This window comes from Roseivirga sp. (assembly GCF_049099775.1).
Classification (GTDB): Bacteria; Bacteroidota; Bacteroidia; order Cytophagales; family Cyclobacteriaceae; genus Roseivirga.
In genome coordinates this window covers 1-21,284 of sequence record NZ_JAGDZM010000003.1, presented here as the reverse complement: position 1 = coordinate 21,284, position 21,284 = coordinate 1, and the positions used below count along the sequence as shown (strand labels likewise).

Sequence of the window (21,284 nt, the reverse complement as noted above, 5' to 3'; positions counted from 1 at the left end):
TTTTATTAGTTAATATTCTACCCCGCTAAAAATGATTTAGTCGTGAAAATCGAGTATTAATTGATTATTATTGTTCGGCCATTTCTAGAATGGCAGAACAACAAACTAAAACCTCTTCTCATGAAAAGATTACTGACTATAATGTTAGTCATTAGCCCATTTTTTGCTTTCGGTCAAACTCAATGGAAAAGCAAATTCGAGCAAATGGACAACATTTTGCCAACACCGAATTCTTATCGAACTGGGTCTGGTGAAGCTGGCCCAGACTACTGGCAGCAGAAAGCTGACTATAAAATTAAGGTGGAGCTGGATGATGAAAATCAAAAAATCACGGGTTCCGAAACAATTACTTATTACAATAACTCGCCTTCAGAACTCCGATACCTTTGGATTCAACTGGATCAGAATGTACGCCAGCCAGAAAACCTTGGCACCAAAATAAACGGAAGTAGGCTACCGGCTACTATTACCCAAATGGGTACTAGCCAAGCGCAAAGGGCTTTGAGCGATACTGGTTTCGATGGAGGCTTTAAACTTATGTCCGTTAAAGACACACAGGGCAACGACCTAAAATACCTGGTAAACAACACCATGATGAAAATAAGCTTACCTACAGGTTTAAAATCTGGGGAATCTTACAGCTTCAGCATCGATTGGTGGTATAATATCAACGATAGAGCACAGCTTGGTGGCCGATCGGGCTACGAATACTTTAAAGAAGATGGCAACTACCTGTATACCATTGCCCAGTTCTATCCTCGAATGGCGGTTTACGACGATTTTAACGGATGGCAAAACAAGCAATTCATCGGTTCTGGCGAGTTCGCGCTTACTTTCGGAGATTTCGAAGTAGAAATTACAGTACCTTCTGATCATATCGTTGGTTCAACAGGTGAACTTCAAAACCCGAAAGATGTTCTTACACGACAAGAGCAAAATCGCTTCAATCGCGCTAAAAAATCTTATGATAAGCCTGTAATTATTGTTACACAAAAAGAGGCTGAGGCAAAAGAGAAAACTAAAGCAAAAGGTAGATCAACTTGGGTATATCATGCAGAAAACGTAAGAGACTTTGCCTTTGCATCTTCAAGGAAATTTATTTGGGATGCTCAAGCTGTAAAACTAGCTGAGAATACACCTTTAGCGATGTCTTATTACCCTAAAGAAGGCAATCCGCTTTGGGAAAGAGAATCTACAAAAGCAGTAGTCAACACCCTGATCAATTATTCAGAAATGACCATAGATTACCCATATCCAGTGGCCATTTCTGTGCACGCGGCAAGTATTGGTATGGAATACCCAATGATCTGTTTCAACTTTGGCCGACCGAGACCTGACGGTACTTATGATGATTTTATAAAGACAAGAATGGTGTATGTTATTGTGCATGAAGTTGGGCACAACTACTTTCCAATGATCATTAACTCAGACGAGCGCCAATGGGCTTGGATGGATGAAGGCTTAGATTCGTTCCTAGAATACCTCACCATGAAAAAGTATTACCCTGAGTTACCATATAGTTCTAATTCGCCTTCAGCAATTGTTCCTTATATGAAAGGAAGCAAGGATTTTATGCGACCTATTATGACAAACCCAGAACAATCACTTCAGCTTGGCCCTGAAGCTTACAGTAAGCCGGCCGCTGCCCTTGTGGTATTAAGAGAACAAGTAATGGGTCCTGAATTGTTTGATGAGGCCTTTAGAGAATATTCTAGAAGATGGGCTTTTAAACACCCTAAGCCAGCCGACTTTTTTCGAACTATGGAAGATGCTTCAGCTGTAGATTTAGACTGGTTCTGGAAAGGATGGTTCTATTCCACGGACAATGTAGACATAGAGGTGGCCGATGTAAAATGGTTTAAAGTTGCCGGTGAACAGAAAGGCCTGGAAACACAAGTACAAGCTGAAAGCGGTAACCTTGGTGAGAACTCAGGTGCTGATAGCAACCCATTCTTTGGAAAGCCACAAGAGTTTAAGTTGACTGATAGCAACGTTGGAAGTGAATACAGAAGCGAGATAGACAATGAAGCCATAAGAGAGCGATTCGCGGGTAAAAACGTTTATCAAATCACCTTTAAGAATAAAGGAGGACTTATTACACCTATTGTACTAGAATGGACTTTCAAAGATGGTAGTAAGGAAATTGAACGAATTCCTGCAGAGATCTGGCGTCGAAATGAAAATCAGGTAACTAAGCTTTTTGTAAAAGAAAAGGAAGTAGAAAAGGTGGTTTTCGACCCGTTTCAAGAATTGTCCGATGTAGATATTGAGAACAATGCCTTTCCAAAAAAGACAGAAACACGCTTCGAAAATTTCAAAAAAGGCGATAACTAATAGCCTCTAAATACTCAAGAAAGCCTTGGTTTTACAACCAAGGCTTTTTTTATGCATTAACCGTTCATAAAAAGAGATCAACCCCTACCATATGTTGGCGTTAGTTCATTTATCGTGGAAGAAAAATACACTACTGTTCAAGCGCAACCGGCATACAAACTTGCCATTCCTCTTTTTCTTCTGACCAGCATCCCTTATTTCATTACACTAGTCTATGAATTCACTAGTAGTGATTCTCCAGATAAAACCTTCGCTTGGTTTGGTGCTTTCTACCTAGGGCTTGGAGCCATTTATTTGGTGAGAAAACTTACACTCAGAAAAAGAGTTTAAGAACTATAAGAGTCGGGATGACAGGATTTGAACCTGCGACCACTCGCCCCCCAGACGAGTACGCTACCGGACTGCGCCACATCCCGATAAAAAAAATGCGCCTTTCGGCGCATTGTTAAGTGGGACATACTGGATTCGAACCAGTGACCTCTGCCCTGTCAAGGCAGCGCTCTAAACCAACTGAGCTAATACCCCATTAAAGCAACTTGTCGCTCTAACACAATATTAAGTAATTATACATTCTGGCATCCCCTAATTCCACGAATAAATTTTAAGTCACCGCCCATTTCATCTTTTCCAAATCCCGATTCAGGCATTAAATTTACATTTACACATAATATATTTGGAGGACATGATTTATATTATTTACATTTATATATAAATTAAAACCTATGAAGGGAACGTTTTTAGGCGAATTTGAAGAAGTGGTGCTTTTAGCCACCTGTGTTTTAAAGGATGAGGCCTATGCCAATATGGTTCGAAAAAAAGTGGAAGAACATACGCACCGAAGTATTAATCTAAGTGCTATTCACTCAGCCCTTTATCGCATGGAAAAAAAAGGGTTTCTCAACTCTGAATTCGGAGAAGCATCGAAAAAGCGTGGCGGAAAGCGCAAACGTATTTTCGTACCTACCCCTTCTGCCTTGAAAGCCTTAGAACAAATTAAAGAAATTCGGGCTTCTTTCTGGGAAATCATGCCGGCCATATCAAAAGATGGACAAGCATGAGTAATCCACCAAAATTACCAGGACGCATACTACGATTCTTCTGTGCAGATCATCGCATTGAAGAACTCGAAGGCGATCTTTATGAAGAATACATCGAAAACCTAGCTGCATTTGGTCATAAAAAAGCTGCTAGAATCTATACATGGACAATTGCCAGGTCATTTAGGCACTATATGTTCGATTATCATCCAAATAGTTACAAACTCTCTTATCACAACATGATGTTCAAGCACTACTTAAAAACTGCCGTTCGAGGCATGAAAAACAGCAAATCAATTGCAGCGATTAACCTATTCGGTTTGTCTTTCGGAATTGCGATTAGTCTACTTATTTCACTCTTCGTAGCTGACCAGTTTCTTATGGATGATTTTATTCCAGATAGGGATAGAATCGTTCGGATAGAGCGGTTTAGTGAAGCCTCATTTAGCCAAGCATTTGATGCTGGTATGCACCCGGGCTATGGTCCCGCCTTACTAGAAATGGGCCCACAGGTAGAATCATTTACTCGACTCGTCAAATATGATTTAACCATTAGACTAGAAGATGAGGATGGGCTGACACTTGTTAAAGAACCCTTTCTTTTTGCCGATTCTACCTTTCTTGAAATCTTCCCCTATGAATTGGTGACAGGAAACCCAAAAACCGCACTAAATAGCAAAGAAAACATCCTCATTACGGAAAAAATGGCTGAAAAATACTTCGGCAGTGAAGATCCGATCGGTAAATCTATTAATGCACCATTTAGAGGAAGAAAACTCTTTCAAATTGTAGGAGTACTAAAAAACATACCTCAAAATTCCAGTCTTCAGTTTGACTTCCTAGCGCTAGCATCCGACAGCTATAGCCTAAATAGTCGTGGGTTTTCGCCTTGGACACTTTTCTTAAAATTGGCTCCTGGAACGGACGAGTCTAGATTGCTATCTCAAATCGAAAGTGAAATCCCTAAAATAACAAGCAATGAATATCACCACAGGTTCAGCTACAATTTCACGCATTTCGATGATGTAAAGTACAACACAGGCACTACGGACAATGTGTTTCCGGCTATGAATAAGAACATCATAGAATTGTTTGCGCTGGTAGCAGGCCTTATTCTTTTACTAGCAAGTATAAATTACGTAAACCTAACAGCGGCCAGGGCATTACAACGCGGACAAGAGGCAGGAATTAGAAAAGTGATCGGTGCGGGTAGAGGAAGTTTTAAATTTCAGTTTCTAACAGAATCACTCATTCTTTGGTGGTTATCGCTGCCACTTGCAATTCTTATTGTGCAAGGCCTTACCCCGGCATTCGAACAAGTCATTGACAAACCAATCTACTTCCAGTATTTAAAAAGTGCTTCATTTCTATTAACTCTTTTTGGCATTGTTACCGTGCTTGGGATTTTATCAGGGCTCTACCCGGCCTTTATTATTTCTAGGTTTAGCTTTAGTGAGTTTTTGAAAGGGAAACTTAGCGGGACTAACAAAGGAAGCTGGTTTAGAAAAGGCCTTGTGGTGGTGCAGTTTACTGTATCAGTGGTACTTGTCATCGCTACTTTTGTAGTACAACGGCAGATTTCATACATGCAAGAAAGGACATTGTCTTTTCAAGGCGACCAAATCGTTGTTACGGATATCGCATTTACTAATCAATTTGTGCCTTACAAAAACGCATTAAGTGAGATTCCTTCTATATCGCAAGTAAGCCTTACTACCAGTCCTCCAGGTGGAGATAATGCGGCAGGTTTTATGTATGATGAAACTTTTGAAGCCAGTATCACAACTCATAAAATCGATGAAAATTACATACCGCTTTTAAACTTAGAAATGGTAAGCGGGGAAGCATTTAGCGCAGAAACTAAAAGCACAAATGATAATGGTATAATTATTAATGAAACCCTAGCAGCGTTAATTAAAACTAAGAATCCTTTAAACTCAGACACGCCGCTGGCCGAAACATACCCAAGACTAGGAGGTCCCATTCGAGGAATAATTAAGGACTTTCATATCGAATCGCCTCATGTAAACATAAAGCCTATGGTTTTTATGTACAGCGAGCAAGAAGGCAACGAAATAGCCAAAACAATGATCAAGATCAATAGCGCCAATATTTCGGAAACCTTGGCTAGCCTAGAAACTACATGGAAAAAATACATGCCCAATAGCATTCTAAAGACTCGATTTTTGGACGCACGTTTTGAGCAACTTTATACCACAGAGGTAAGGCTCGGAAAAGTATTTGGTGTACTCACCACTGTCGCTATTCTCATTTCTTGCCTTGGCCTTTTTGGACTGATCACTTACATGGCAGAAGCCAAGTTTCAAGAAATTGGGATCAGAAAAGTTTTAGGAGCTTCATCTAAACAAATCATTTGGCTACTCACCAAACAAGTACAAACTTTGGTGCTGGTTTCTTGCATCATAGCTTTGCCTATTGCCTATTATGCCATTAATGAATGGTTGACTAGTTTTGCCTACCGAACAAAGGTTTCAGTTACGCTCATGGTGGTTTGCACCCTAATTGCCTTAGGAATTTCTGGCTTAACGGTACTGTTTAAATCCATTAAAGCAGCCAATGGGAATCCCATCAATGCTTTAAGAAATGAATAAGTAATAAACGCATTGTACTCATAAAAAAAGCCTGCGTCCTAAGTATAGAATGCAGGCTTTAATGTTTTTGGAAGGATACTTAAATCGTATACAATTTCTTGTAATATTCATCTGCCATACGAGCTGCTTTAAAATACTCGTCTACATCGTCCATACTCTGATAGTTCGTCGCTACCCAATCCTTTTGGTTTTTGTAGTACATCGGAACAATCTCATCCTCTAAGATTCTCAACATATGGTCTGCATCATGTTGATCTTGCTCACCTTCAGGTAGTGAAGTATCCACCTCAGGTATAACAAACCCATTTTTACCATGTTCGCCAAACTCTAAAATCCATCCATCATTAGTTGAAAAGTTCAGGGAGCCATTCATTGCAGCCGTCATGCCCGAAGTACCTGAAGCTTCCAAAGGAATTCTAGGGTTGTTCAACCATATATCAGAGCCCTTCTTCATTAAAGCCGATAAACCTAATTCGTAACCCGTTAGAATAGTGGCGTTATGGTATTTTCTTGTGAAGTGTACAAGCCAATTAAAAGTACTAACCGCCCCATGATCTAGCGGATAAGGTTTTCCAGCCCAAATAATTTGAACAGGATAATCCTTATTGTTCAATAGTCTTTCAAAACGTTCAACATCTCTTGCGATTAAATCAGCACGTTTATATCCAGCAAATCGTCTTGCCCAAACAATAGTCAACACATTCGGGTCGAGGATTTTACCCGTCTGATCAGCCACAAAGTCGAAAAGCTCCTGCTTCAATTGCTTCTTCCTGCTAATAAACTTCTTATCATCCTTTTTAGCATGTGCTTTTTCCAGCTCCTTGTCGGTCCAATAAGCCTTATTCTGAGCATTGGTAATAGGTATTATATCGCAAATACCGTCAAAACCTCCCCACATATCTTTCGATACTTCACAATGCTTTTTAGAAACGGCATTAGAAATTTTAGACATTCTAAGGGCGGCCAACGTATGGTTAAACATACCATTTTCAAAACCCACCATATCTTCAACTTCTCTTACCGAAAAGCCATTGAAAAAGCCCATTTTATGCAGCATTATTGGGTCATTAACCTCGTTACCCGCTTTAACGGGTGTATGTGTTGTAAACACAACCTGGTCCTTCACCTTTTTCATATCGCCAAGCTTCTCCATTAGCCTAAATGCCGCAGGCAAAGCATGCGCCTCATTGAAGTGATACTGATCAACTTTATGATCAATCGCTTCCAATAATTTAGCACCTCCTATTCCCAATAAAATATACTGAGCAATACGAGTAGACACATTATTATCGTAAAGCTTATGTGTAATCGTTTGGGCCAAGTAGTCGTTTTCAGGATGATCTGTAGACAATAAAAAAATAGGCGCCGTTCCGAAAACTTTTGGTGCCAAGTAGAACACTTTCACTTTCACTGGGTGATCATTAACATTCACCTCTAGAACAATACCAGTGTCTTCCAAGAAGTTGTAATGTCTTTCCTGCCAAAGCGCATCCAATTCATTATTATGCTTTCTTCCCTGATCGTAATAGCCATATTTCCATAGCATACCAATTCCGATCATGTTTTGCTTTAAGTCAAAGGCACTGCGCATATGCGACCCCGCCAAAAACCCAAGTCCTCCTGAGTATATCTTTAATGGCTGATCAATGGCAAATTCCATTGAAAAATAAGCCACAGATTTCTCGTAGCCTTTACCAAATTTATAAGGGTGTTTGAATTTCATTATCTCAATTTTAAACCTGCCAAATGTAAAAGATTGCCTCCGCCCGAATGGGTGTTACCCGCAAAAGTTTCATGCAAACGTTTGATCATTACAACCTTAGCACAAGTAAAACCTGGACAATTATTGAATAAACTTTGGCAGGTTTAAACACTAATAAAGCATTTCAAATACATTTATTTGTCGTTTACACTACAAATAAACCTTCCGTCACAGAAGAAAAAATTGGATTATAGAACGTTATTTACTTTATTTGATGCGCCTAAACATCATAAATCGGTCTAACTTTCTAGTTCTCCGGCAGTTCTGCTATGGTTGGCAATTGAGAGATAAAGTTAGTCGCGCACTTTTCCTGATTCACATTATCATTTTTCCCAATTCGGGATACCCCCTCTTTCTAGGGGAACAATTTTCATATCATTCTTACGCTGAAGGAGCTTCAAAGCACTTGGAGCAGGTTTTGTACCTGCTAAACAAACTAACTAACAACACATGGCTGCTGATATCTTCGGATGTTTCAACTTCCGACTGGGTTTACTAACTCTAGTCGGTTTTTTGTCTTTAAACCTTTCGTCCTTTGGACAAAACTTTACCGATGTCGCTGGCAACGGTCAAGACGACTCTAATGTCAATAACCGGAATAAAGACGGTGGATTCTCCTTTGCGGATTATGATTTAGATGGTGACTTAGATCTCTTGGTCAACACTAATGATAATAATTCGTCTAGACGATCATACCTTCTTCGAAACGATAATGGAGTTTTTATAGATGTTACAAGCAGCGTAGCACCTAACCTGAAAAGCACCAAAACCGAACGGTCGGCCATTTGGGGAGATTTTAACAATGATGGTTATCCCGACTTCATTGTCAACACAACAAGACATATCGCCATTTTTCAAAATAATAATGGTTCCTCCTTTTCAAGAATCCAGACCATTACCAGTATGTCCGATGGGATAAACACTGAAGGTTTGGCTTTTATGGATTACAATAATGACGGCTTCTTAGACCTTATCATTGAAAGTCACAATTTTGGTATAGATATTTTTAAAAATGATGGCGCGTCAGTTTCTGGAAATCGATTTGATCAAGTCTCACAAAATAGTGTTGGAGCCTCCGGTACTGGAGCTGGTGGCTTAGGACTTCCTCAAAATGGATCTAACACTGGTGATTACATCGCTGTAGTTGACATCAACAACGATGGCTTCATGGATATCATCGCTAGAAAACAAGGCAACTCTACTTCTAGCAATATTGATAGCAACAATTACGACATGTTCATCAATGATGGTGATGGCACCTTCACAGTGAACACCTCTTTTAACGAAGATGCAAGTAATGGTAATAAAGGAGCTGTTGTAACGGGTGACTTTGATGGAGATGGTGACTTTGACTTTATCTGGGGTCCAGACTCTGATAGTAGCACGCCAGTGTTATATCAGCAAAGTTCTCCTGGTGTATTCTCCGCCGTTTCGAACCCATTCAGAAGATCAAATAGTAATTTACTAAACGACTCTGGGATTGACGGTATTGCAATAGGTGATATTGACAATGATGGAGATATTGACGTTTTCTTCGGAGACAGTAATGGCGATAGCTACCTCATGTTGAATAACACCACTGGAAGTAGCTTCCTTTTTAATCAGCCAAATGACAACAACGGAATAGAAGTTGGAGAAAACGTTGAAGCCGTCGGTATGGTGGACTATGACAACGATGGTGATTTAGATGTCTACATCAATGTGAATGGTGATAACAATCAACTTTGGAGAAACGACCTGATTGGGAGTTCAAGCGAAGTTGCTACAAGTGGCTTTGCGAATAACTATTTGAATGTTATACCTCAACTTGACCTTGGTGGTGGATTAACTAGAAGTGCACTTGGGGCTACGGTTGTGCTCAAAGATTGTGACGGCAACATTCTTTCTCCAATTCAAGAAGTGAATGGCGGATCTGGACATGGTAGTCAAGAAACACCAATTCTTCACTTTGGACTTACGAATGGACCCGATGCTGCCTATATAGTAAGTACTTCTTATTTATCAAGCGGAGGCACCAGAACTACGGTAGATATTTCAGTAACACCTTCAAGCTTATCAGCGCTAAATGTTGGTTCATCTTCTTTAGAGTATGAGCAAACCTTAATCGTTAAAGACACAGACGCATCAGTTTTAGCATGTAATACACCACCGGAATTAGACTTGGACGGTAGCGGATCAGGCACAGGTTTCACCAATAGCTTTACTGAAGGAAATGGTGCTGTAAATATTGCAGACTCAGATGTTGCAATAGTAGATGTAGACGACACTAATATAGAAAGTGCTACAATCACCTTAACCAACCGACCGAATGGTGCTTCTGAAAGTTTATCAGTGAATGGTGCGCTTCCAGGAGGAATTACCGCAAGCAGTTACAATGCTACCACTGGTGTTTTAACGCTAACAGGCTCCGCATCCAAGGCTGATTACATTGCAGCGATTGCACAAATTCAATACAATAATTCAGATAATACACCTGATGAAACGGATAGAAACATAACCGTAGTGGTGAATGATGGAACAGATGCGAGCAATACCGCTAACTCTGTAATTTCAGTAACAAAGGTTAATTCTGTGCCGGAATTAGACCTAGATGGTAGCAACGGAGGTAGTGGATTTTCAACATCTTTTACTGAAGGAAATGGTGCTGTACCTATAGCCAATACGGACAATGCCATCAGCGATGTCGATGACACATCTATCGAAACAATTACCATTACATTAACCAACATTCTTGACGGAACAGCCGAAGGATTATCAATCAATGGAGCCCTTCCCGGTGGTATTACAGCCAGTGCTTATGATTCAAATACAGGTGTAATTACCCTGACTGGCCCCGCTTCTTTAAGCGATTTTCAAGACGCACTTCAGCAAATAGAATACAACAATAGTAGCAATGATCCGAAAGACGATGCTAGACTTATTAATGTGGTCATTAATGATGGTGATGACAACAGTTCTACAGCCACGACAACCATTGCGGTTAACAAAGTAAATACAGCGCCTATATTAGATTTAGATGGTAACACAGGTGGAAATGATCTGGCAACTGGCTTTACAATTGATGGCCTTCCAATACCTATTGCTGAAAGCGCAGCCATAACCGATTTAGACGATACGAATATAGAAGGTGCAACCATTACCTTGACGAACATTTTGGATGGCGGAAATGAAACCCTTAGAGTATTAGGCGCCTTTCCTGATGGTATTACGGCTAGTAGCTATAACAGTGGGACGGGTGTAATTACACTAACGGGTTCAGGTACATTAGCCAGCTATCAAGCAGCGTTAGCTCAAATCGTTTACGAAAATACTGATGGCACACCTGACCTAACGGATAGGTCAATAACAGTTTCTATTAATGATGGCACAGACAATAGCAATACCGCAACCACTACAATGAGTCTGTTTTCTGCAGCTAGTTTAAATGGCTGTGAAGCCGTGGGCACTGCCGGAAATAGTAGTTTCACTTATGCAGCTACGTCTGGAGCCAGTGGTTCTGGTTTGAATGAAACACTAACCTATACTTCTATAGGTGCTCAAGGCGTAACTACTGTTGATATGAAGGTAACGTCAACTGCTCAGAGTAATTCTGGTATAAATCATGGCCTTAACGTTACAGGAGACAATGCCAACCTTAATCTGAATGCAGCATCTGATGTAACATTACTATACGAATTCTTTGAAACAGGAACATCCACCCCTATTGCTGTCAATTTTGCTTTTCTAATCGGTGATTTAGATGGTAACGCGGGTGCCGCAGGTGAAACACTCACCGTAAATACATCCGAAATAGCTGGCTTTTCTTTAGAGTCAAATTCAAACGTACTTGCGCAATTAAATGGCACAAGCTTAAGCTTTTCTGGTACTCAAAACCAAGGAGCAACTGATTTAGAAGGCGCAGTACAGATCAATATTATTGGTAAAACATCTTTTAGCATTACATACAGTGGTGGAGTATTTACCACTGGAACAAGAAGCTTTGAATTCGATGCTGATGGCGACCTTTCGTTTGCCAGTGCAGTATGTAACCCTCCTATTCTTGACTTAGATGGCGATGACAATTCAACAGCAACGGAAGGCGGATATATTACAACCTTCTCTTTAGGTGGTAGCGCTATTCCTATCGCAGACACAGATGCATCAGTTGATGACCTGAACGATGTAGAAATGACAGGTGCCACGATTACGTTAACAAACAGACCTGATGGTGCCTCTGAAACACTTTTTGCTTTTGGCGATTTACCGACCGGTATTACAGCAAGTGCGTACAATTCCTCTACAGGAGTTATCACCCTTTCAGGAACAGCATCTAAAGCTGATTATGCTTTGGCTTTGAGTCAAATTGTATATAGAAATACAGAAAGCTCATTAACAACCTCAGACCGTTTTGTTACCACCACTATTACAGACGGCACCGGAACCAGTAATACCGCAACAACGACTATCGGCATAGATAATGTGCCAACGTGTTCTACAATACCAACTCAATTCTTTACATCCTCCACTTTAATATCTGGAACAGACCTACAAGAAGGTGCAATTTACAGGTTCACTACCACAACAACAGGTGTTGATGCACTCATCGAAATTGTTGATATTGAAAATGCAATACTAGATGCTTTAGACGATTCTGGAGCAGGTGAGCCGAATGCATTCCAACCGCGAATTAGAACAGCTAATGCCAATGTAAACAGCGGATCTGGATGGATAGATTTCAAATTTACTTTCGTAACGTCAGGTAGCACAACTGAAGTAGACCAAAATGAATTTAGAGCCACCTTTGCAGACATTGATGCTTCAAGCAGTGGCCGTAGAGAGTTCGTAGGTGTAAAAACTGGACAAATTTTCCAGGAAACGAACACGCGCCTTACAAGAACTTTTGAAGATCCATTTATTGTTTACAGACCAACAGGAACTACAGGCCTTGGAGGTATTAACAATACTGAAGCCCGAAACATGCTGCACCTCAAATTTGAAGATGTTGCTGTGGTAGAATTCAGAATGGGTGTTTCTGGTGAAACCAATACACCTGGTTCGGTGAGACAATTCTCTGCTGATTTCAATGCCTGTTTAATCCTTAATTTTGATAATCCCGTTACATCTCCATTAAGCGCCAACAATACGGTGAACGTTGATGAAGACGGCCAACTAACTTTCGCCAATACAGACTTCTTTTTTGCTGATGAAGACGGCGATAGTTTTGAGGCAGTTATCATCGCAAGCCTTCCAGCCCAAGGAACACTCTTCTATAACGGAGTAACTGTGACCGCATCTGACATCACAAACGAAACGGAATTTACTGACCGAACACTATTTACCTACCAACCCGTAGCAGATGAAAACGGAACTAGTTACGCAAGCTTTGACTTCAAAGTAAAAGACGATTCAGGTGATGCAGGTACTCAGGTTGGCACTAATTATACGATGACAATTGATGTTAATGACATCAACGACCTACCTACAACCGATGATATTACTTCTACAGATGCCATTCAAAGTGATGCTGATGGCTCGGCTATTGATAACTTAACTGGAGCAGATAGCGATGGTACAATAGACGCCTTTGTTATAAAGACTTTACCTGACCCAGCACATGGTATTTTAACACTAGCAGATGGTACGCCTGTTACCGCAGGACAAGAACTAACTACTGCCCAAGCCGATGGCTTACTTTTCGATCCATCAGGAACTTATAATGGACCAGCTACTTTTACTTATGCCGCAAAAGATGATGATGGCGGTGAAGATGCATCAGCGGCTACTTTCACCATAAATATTTCCAACTCACCACCTGATACCGACGACATCACAAGTAGTACGTCCATTCCTTCAGGTGCTGGTGGAGTTGATATCGATGACCTAACAGGAACCGATGGCGATGGCACAATCACAAACTTCGTGATAAACACCCTGCCAACTGCTTCGCAAGGGATCCTAACCCTAGCAGATGGCACACCTGTTACCGCAGGACAAGAACTTACTGTAGCAGAAGCCAATGGGTTAAAATTCGATCCAGTTGGCGGTTTTGAAGGCCCTGCTTCATTTACCTTTTCAAGCAAAGACAATGATGGAGATACTGATGCTAGTCCTGCCACTTACATCATAAATGTAGCACTCGATACCGACCTAGATGGCGTTGCTGATGTGGATGATTTAGATGATGACAATGACGGTATTCCAGATGTAGATGAATGCCAAACTGTTGTAAATACTGGCTTTGAATTTCCTACAATCACAGGAACGAATAGTCAAGTATTAGAAAGCACGATAAACGGATGGCAAACAACTGCTTCTGACAACTTAATAGAAGTAGCAAGAAACGGATATGGAGGAATAAATGCCGCCGTAGGCAGTCAATATTTTGAGATTAATGGAACACAAGACGCTTCACTTTTTCAACAAGTATTTATTGCTGAAGGAACTACAATCACTTGGTCGGTTCAACATCGCGGGCTTGACGGAACGGATGAAGCCGTAATAAAAATTGGCGGTACCGTTGCAAGTGCAGTAGCACAAGCTACCATGACAGATGGTAATTCTGCATGGGGAACATATACAGGTTCTTACACCGTTCCAAATGGACAAAGCGAGACATTCATAGTTTTCCAGGCGAACAGTTCTGCTAGTAGTAGTATAGCATCTGGCAACTTAATAGACAACCTTTCGATAGTTGTTACAGCAGGTGCAGGTTGCACTTTGGATACAGACATGGATGGCATTCCGAATAGCTTAGACCTTGATAGTGACAATGATGGAATCTTTGATCTAGTTGAAGCAGGCCATGGACAAACCGATGCAAATAACGATGGTATTATTGATAACGCCACTACCCTTTCAGGTGCTAATGGACTTTTCGATGCTTTAGAATCAGTCGCTGATAATGGTATACTTATAACGCCAACCAAAGACACTGATGGTGATGGCATTATAGATGCATCTGAATTAGATGCAGACGATGATGGCTGTTTCGATAGTTTAGAAGCAGGACTATCAGATACTGACAAAGATGGTACTTTAGGTGCTGGTTCAGCGTCAATAAACCCTGCCAATGGTATCGTCACTAGCACGGCAGGTTATACTACGCCATTAAGCACAGGTGGCGTATTTGACTTTCAAAATGCTTCTGAATTTTCAGCCTGTAACACCCCTCCTACTACCGATGATATTACAAACTCAGGTACTATTTTGAGTAGTGATGCGGGAGTGGATATTGATGACTTAACAGGTAGTGATAATGAAGGAACAGTAGATTTCTTTGTTATTAAATCTCTACCAACAGCTGCTTCGGGTGTACTGACATTGAGCGATGGTACTCCAGTAACTAGCGGTCAGGAATTGACTCTAGCAGAAGCAGCCGGACTGAAATTCGATCCTGCTTTGACGTTTACTGGAGATGCAAGTTTCACCTATGCTGCGAAAGATGATCAAGGGGTTGAAGATGCGACGCCTGCCACTTTTACGATTCCTGTGAGTAACACTCCGCCTACAACAAACGATATTACGAATGCTTCTGGAATACAAAGCAATGCGGATGCCACGGCGATTGACGACTTAAGTGGTGCAGATGTGGATGGAACCGTAGATGAATTCGTCATAAAAACTGTACCGCCTACAAGCGAAGGCGTATTAAAGCTTGCTGATGGTTCAACGGTATCCCCAAATCAAACCTTAACACCGACTGAAGCTTCGGGATTAACTTTCGATCCTTCAACAGGATTTGTGGGCACAACGTCTTTCACATATGCTGCTAAAGACAATGATGGAGAAGAAGATCCAACGCCGGCAACATTCACAATTAACACATTGAATTCTCCGCCAGAATCAAACGACATTACGAACACGAATATTATTCCAAGTTCAGCGGGCCCAACTGATCTCGATAATCTAAGTACTCAAGATAGTGATGGAACAGTAACTGCGATTATCATCAAAACTATACCATCAGCAACTCACGGTACGCTTACCCTAGCTGACGGCACAGTGATAACACAAGGTCTATCGATTACGCCGACGCAAGCTTTAGGTATACGCTTCGACCCAAGTGGTAACTACAACGGGCCTTCTACTTTCACCTACGCCGCCGTTGATGACGACGGTGCTGAAGATTTAACACCAGGAACATTCATCTTCAACATTGGCAATACTGCTCCAATAGTCGACAGTAATACCATTATGATGGACGAAAATGTTCAAGCTACACCGCTTGGATTAAGTGCACCTTCTGATACCGATTCAGGAGATAGCTTTACCATAACCGTTACTTCCCTTCCTTCATTAGGAACTGTAAAACTAGCCGATGGTACCGAGGTAGAATTAGGCGATGTTTTAACTACTGTTCAGTTGACCACTCTAGTTTATGATGCACCAGAACAATATGATGGCTCAAGCGATCCGGGAGACTTTGGTTATTCAGTAAATGATGGTGAGTTCACCATCGCCGGTGGCGTTGATATTATTATAACTCCTGTGAATGATCCTCCAGTTGGAGATGATGCAACAGTATCATTGCCAGAAGATGCTACAAATGGCACAACTGTCCACAATGTTGTGGCGAGCGATCCTGACGCAGGAGATGCTTTAACTTATACTATTGTAGGTGGAAACGATGATGGAATCTTCACTATCAATGAAACAACTGGTGAAATTACAGTTGCTAATGAATCTTTACTTGATTTTGAAACCACAACTCAATACGATCTTGTAGTGCGTGTTTCTGATGAAGGAAAATTAACCGACACTGCCAATATCACCGTAGAAATGACTAATGTCAATGAGCCACCAATTGTTGATAGTAATACGGTTGAAGCAAAACAGGATGCAGCTTATGTATTTACAAGTGCCGACTTCCAAGTCAATTATGAAGATCCAGAAAATTCAGCTGCAACTGACATCAGGGTTACTGCACTTCCTTCTAGAGGCCAGCTTTTATTGAACGGAAATCCTATTGCCGACGAAGATGTGATCAGCTTTACAGATATAGCAGCAGGTAATTTTACTTACCTCCCTCCTGCAGGAAATTCTGGCACTGATTTTACCAACTTCAATTTCAGAATATCGGATGGTGCTTTATTCTCGGAAGAGGATGATCAAATTACAGTTAATGTAGCGCCATTAACATCAGACTTAGCAGTAACCAAATCAGTAAGCCCTGAAAATGCCGATGCCGGAGAATCCGTTGACTTTACCATTACGGTAACCAATAACGGTCCTGACTTGGCTACAGGCGTTGCACTAACCGATCAAATTCCATCTGGCTTTACTTTTGTAAGTGCTGCACCAGAGCAGGGTACATTTGATAATTCCTCGGGAGAATGGAGTATTGGAAATATAGCCAATGGTACCACTGTAGAAATAGTAATAACTGCTACGGCAAATTCAGCGGGGTCATTCACCAATGTAGCCAGCATTACTGCTGCCGATAACTTCGATCCTGATTTAGGGAACAACACGGCCATTGTTAACATTGCAACATCAGCGGTTGATATTCAAGTGGCAAAAAGAGCAAGTGGAGCAACGCAGAATGTAGGAAGAACTAGAACATTCTTTGTGACGGCACTTAACGCAGGCCCTGATGTAGCTACAGGAATAGTACTTCAAGACATACTTCCTTCAGGCTATGAATTCGTAAGCAGAACGAGAACTCATGGCGAATATGACAACGCAACTGGTTTATGGACAATTGGAACCTTAGCCGTGGCTGAAGAAGCTGAACTGCAGATAAGAGTGCGAATGTTGGCTACTGGCGATTTCGACAATACAGCATCATTACTCTCAGTAGATCAGACCGACACCGATAACACCAATAACAGTGCATCGGCAAGCATAAGGCCTCTAATTGCTGAAGTTTCTGTAACTAAAACAGTAGATAACCCTACTCCACTACCAGGAGCCACTGTAGAGTTTACCATTACAGCTGCCAATGCAGGTCCTGATAGAGCCAATGGTGTTCGAATCACGGACCTATTACCAACAGGCTATACCTATGTGACTAATACAAGATCTAGAGGTACTTATGATGAGACAAATGGTCTTTGGAATATTGGTAATGTCAACGCATCGACTAGTGCCACCATGACTATCCAAGCGACTGTCAATACCACTGGAGTCTATGAAAACGTAGCCACCATTTCTCGTAATAATACTTTTGATACTGATGACACCAATAACGAAGCAACAGCTTCCGTTACGGTACAAACTTCAGACATTAGCATCACCAAATCAGTTGATAATGCCACTACCAATATTGGTGAGAACGCAACATTCACTTTAACCGTGAACAATGCTGGACCAGACGAGGCAACTAATTTAATTGTATCTGACCTCCTTCCTTCAGGCTACACTTTCGTGAGTGCCAATCCAAGTCAAGGCACTTATGCTGATGGCACTGGGCTTTGGACCGTAGGAACTGTTGCGAATAGCGGCTCTGCTACACTAGAAATAGTAGCCACAGTATTGTCGACAGGAGATTATACAAATACTGCTAGTATCCAATCGGTTGATCAATTAGACTCGAATGACAGCAATGATAGTGCAAGTGAAACAGTGACTCCTGCAAGAGCAGATCTGAATTTGAGTAAAACGGTTGATCTCCCAGGTGCTAACATCGGAGATAACGTGACTTTTACGATATCTGTTACTAATGATGGTCCTGACGATGCTACTGGAATTGAAATCACTGATCAACTCCCTAGTGGTTACAGTTTTGTAAGTGCCACTCCTGTTCAAGGTACATATGTAAGTTCTACCGGAGTTTGGACTGTAGGCGCTTTAGCTAACGGCGCAACCACTTCTTTAGCATTAGTAGGAACCCTACAATCAAGCGGAGACTATACCAATAGCGCGAGTATTACGGCCGCTAACGAGTTCGATGAGGACAATACGAACAACACGGCCACAGCGACCACAACGGTAGAAAATGCAGACATTTCTATTGCCAAATCGGCCAATAACTTATCTCCTAATATTGGGGAGCAGATTACATTCACAGTTACTGTAAACAATGCTGGACCAGACGCCGCGGATAATCTTACCGTATCCGATGCTTTACCAAGCGGTTTAGCATACGTGAGCCATACCACTTCAAGAGGTAGTTATGTTCCTGGAACAGGTGCTTGGAATATCGGTACATTGAACAATGCGGGTACTGCCACTTTAGAAGTTGTGGCTAATGTGCTTGCCACTGGTGACTATGCCAATACAGCAGCAGTAAGTGCTGTAGATCAGGCAGATTCTGACAACACTAATAACTCAAGTACTGCGACGATTATACCTCAAGGTGCTGATCTTGAAGTGTCGAAAACTGTGGATAATGCAACGCCAGTTGCTGGTGATGACGTGATATTCACGATAAACCTAACGAACAATGGACCTAACCAAGGAACCGGCATAAGCGTAACAGATCAGCTGCCAAGTGGATACACTTTAGTAAGTGCAGTGGCTTCAATTGGTTCTTATAATAGCGTTTCAGGTATTTGGGATATTACAAGCTTAGCAAATAGTGCAACAGCCACTTTAACCATCAGGTCAACTGTCCTTTCAACTGGAGACTATACAAATACAGCAACAGTAACTACCTCAGATCAGTTCGATATTAATACCGCTAATAATACCGCTAACACAGCTGTTACGCTTCAATCTTCCGACATCAGTATCGCGAAAGTTGTTGACAACCCATCAGCAAACGTAGGCGATAATGTTACGTTTACTGTCACAGTGACTAACGATGGTAGCGACCAAGCGACAGGACTTTCTATTCTAGATCAATTGCCTTCAGGTTATACCTTCATTTCGGCTAGCCCTTCTCAAGGTGCCTATGTAGCTGAAACTGGCGTTTGGACTGTAGGAACACTAGCGAATGCGGGTGTAAGCACCTTAAACATTCTAGCAACAGTACTTTCGACTGGTGACTATGACAATACTGCCTCTGTCAATACTTTAGATCAACAAGATCCGGATAGTACCGATGATCAATCTACTGCTTCAGTAGCACCACCTCAAGCTGATTTAGGGCTTGCTAAAGTTGTTGATGCCATGAGCCCGAACGTGGGTGATGTTGTCACATTTACAGTGACTGTTACAAATAATGGCCCTAGTGCAACAGCGGCGACAGGAATTGAAATTACCGACAAACTTCCTTCTGGATATGCAGTTGGTACCATTACGCCAAGCACTGGTACTTATAGCAATACTACTGGTATTTGGTCTGTAAATAGCCTTGCCAATGGTGCTAATGCTACACTAAGCATGACTGCCACAGTACTTGCTGCTGGTGACTTCAACAACATTGCTCAAATCACTTCTTCCGATGTATTTGATCCAAATACTGGAGACAATACAGCTTCTGTAAGTATAGTAGCGCAATCGGCTGACTTAGAGATTACGAAATCAATATCAGATGAGACACCAAATGTTGGTGATAATGTAACATTTACGATCAGATTAGAGAATAAAGGAGATGACCCGGCAACGGGGGTTACGGTTACTGATCAATTGCCTGATGGTTATACCTACGTTTCTGATAACACCGGATTTGGTAGTTATGCCAATGGTACAGGACTCTGGAATATTGGATCGATTGCCGCTAACCAAACAGCAACACTCGAAATAGTAGCGACAGTATTGTCGACTGGAACGTATAACAATACTGCTTCAATAACAACTTCAGATCAGAACGACCCTGTAACCGCTAATAACACTTCTACTGTAACGGTAGATACGCAGTTTGCTGACTTGAATATGAATAAGGAGGTTGACAATGCCAACCCAGTTCCGGGTGACGATGTCATCTTCACCGTAACACTAAGAAATGATGGTCCTGATGCAGCGACTAACGTCTCTGTTACTGATCAATTACCTTCAGGATATACTTTCGTTTCAGCTAATGCTTCTCAAGGAAGCTATGTTGCTGGAACTGGCCTTTGGACTGTCGGTACCATCGGAAACTCTGCCTCTGCTGTACTTTCTATCAGAGCAACTCTTTTAGCTACTGGTGACTTTACCAACACCGCTTCTGTTACTGCCTCTGATCAGTTTGATAACGATACTGCTGACAATACTTCGAGTACTTCAATCACGCTACAACAAGCCGATATCGCACTCACTAAAGTTGTCGATAATGCGACTGCCAATGTTGGGGAGAATGTAACCTTCACGGTAACTGCTACTAATAATGGTGATGATGCAGCCACTAGCCTGCAGGTGTTAGATCAACTACCTAGCGGATACACCTTCGTATCTTCTACTTCTACTCAGGGTACTTTCACAGGTAGTACTGGTATTTGGGCAATCGGTACACTACCGAAAGATGGTGTAGTGACCCTTGAAGTAATTGCAACGGTTCTGGCCAATGGTGACTTTAACAATACGGCTAGTGTCAACAGCCTAGATCAGGTGGACAATGTTAGTGGTAATGATTCGGCTAGCGCAACAGTCGATGCACCAAGAGCTGACCTGAGTTTGACTAAAACAGTTAGTTCTACTTCTCCTAATGTGGGTGATGTTATCACATTTACTGTAACATTAACCAACAACGGTCCAGAT

At 41.5% G+C, this 21,284-nt stretch carries 6 protein-coding genes and 2 tRNA genes; 5 read left to right on the top strand and 3 right to left on the bottom strand.

The annotated features are described in order from the left end of the window. The first annotated feature begins 120 nt into the window (after window positions 1-120). Together JXQ92_RS04540 and JXQ92_RS04535 are read left to right on the top strand one after the other, a co-directional pair. On the top strand, window positions 121-2,334 hold the full coding sequence (locus JXQ92_RS04540; protein WP_421985402.1) for a M1 family metallopeptidase: 2,214 nt from the start codon (window positions 121-123) through the stop codon (window positions 2,332-2,334). A gap of 114 nt (window positions 2,335-2,448) precedes the next feature. Then, a complete protein-coding gene (locus JXQ92_RS04535) occupies window positions 2,449-2,664 on the top strand; it encodes a hypothetical protein (RefSeq protein WP_421985401.1) in 216 nt (71 codons plus the stop codon). Between the two features lie 12 nt (window positions 2,665-2,676). On the opposite strand, the gene JXQ92_RS04530 is transcribed toward JXQ92_RS04535, so the two are convergent. Further along, a tRNA-Pro gene (locus JXQ92_RS04530) sits at window positions 2,677-2,750 on the bottom strand. Between the two features lie 34 nt (window positions 2,751-2,784). Then, window positions 2,785-2,859, bottom strand: a tRNA-Val gene (locus JXQ92_RS04525). A gap of 197 nt (window positions 2,860-3,056) precedes the next feature. Here JXQ92_RS04525 and JXQ92_RS04520 point away from each other — a divergent pair. Together JXQ92_RS04520 and JXQ92_RS04515 are read left to right on the top strand one after the other, a co-directional pair. After that, the gene (locus tag JXQ92_RS04520) at window positions 3,057-3,392 is read left to right on the top strand and encodes a PadR family transcriptional regulator (RefSeq protein ID WP_421985400.1); all 336 of its coding nucleotides are present in this window, start codon (window positions 3,057-3,059) and stop codon (window positions 3,390-3,392) included. After that, window positions 3,389-5,983 carry an ABC transporter permease gene (locus tag JXQ92_RS04515; protein ID WP_421985399.1) on the top strand — a complete coding sequence of 865 codons (2,595 nt, stop codon included), beginning with the start codon at window positions 3,389-3,391 and terminating at the stop codon, window positions 5,981-5,983. The genes JXQ92_RS04520 and JXQ92_RS04515 overlap by 4 nt, the downstream gene beginning before the upstream one ends. A 79-nt stretch (window positions 5,984-6,062) precedes the next feature. Here the strand turns inward: JXQ92_RS04515 and glgP are convergent, their stop codons facing one another. Further along, window positions 6,063-7,706 (bottom strand): alpha-glucan family phosphorylase, encoded by a 1,644-nt coding sequence (gene glgP, locus JXQ92_RS04510; RefSeq protein ID WP_421985398.1) that lies wholly within the window; start codon window positions 7,704-7,706, stop codon window positions 6,063-6,065. A gap of 489 nt (window positions 7,707-8,195) precedes the next feature. Between glgP and JXQ92_RS04505 the strand changes: the two genes are divergently transcribed. Next, the coding region (locus tag JXQ92_RS04505; protein WP_421985397.1) for an FG-GAP-like repeat-containing protein at window positions 8,196-21,284 on the top strand (13,089 nt) is incomplete at its 3' end.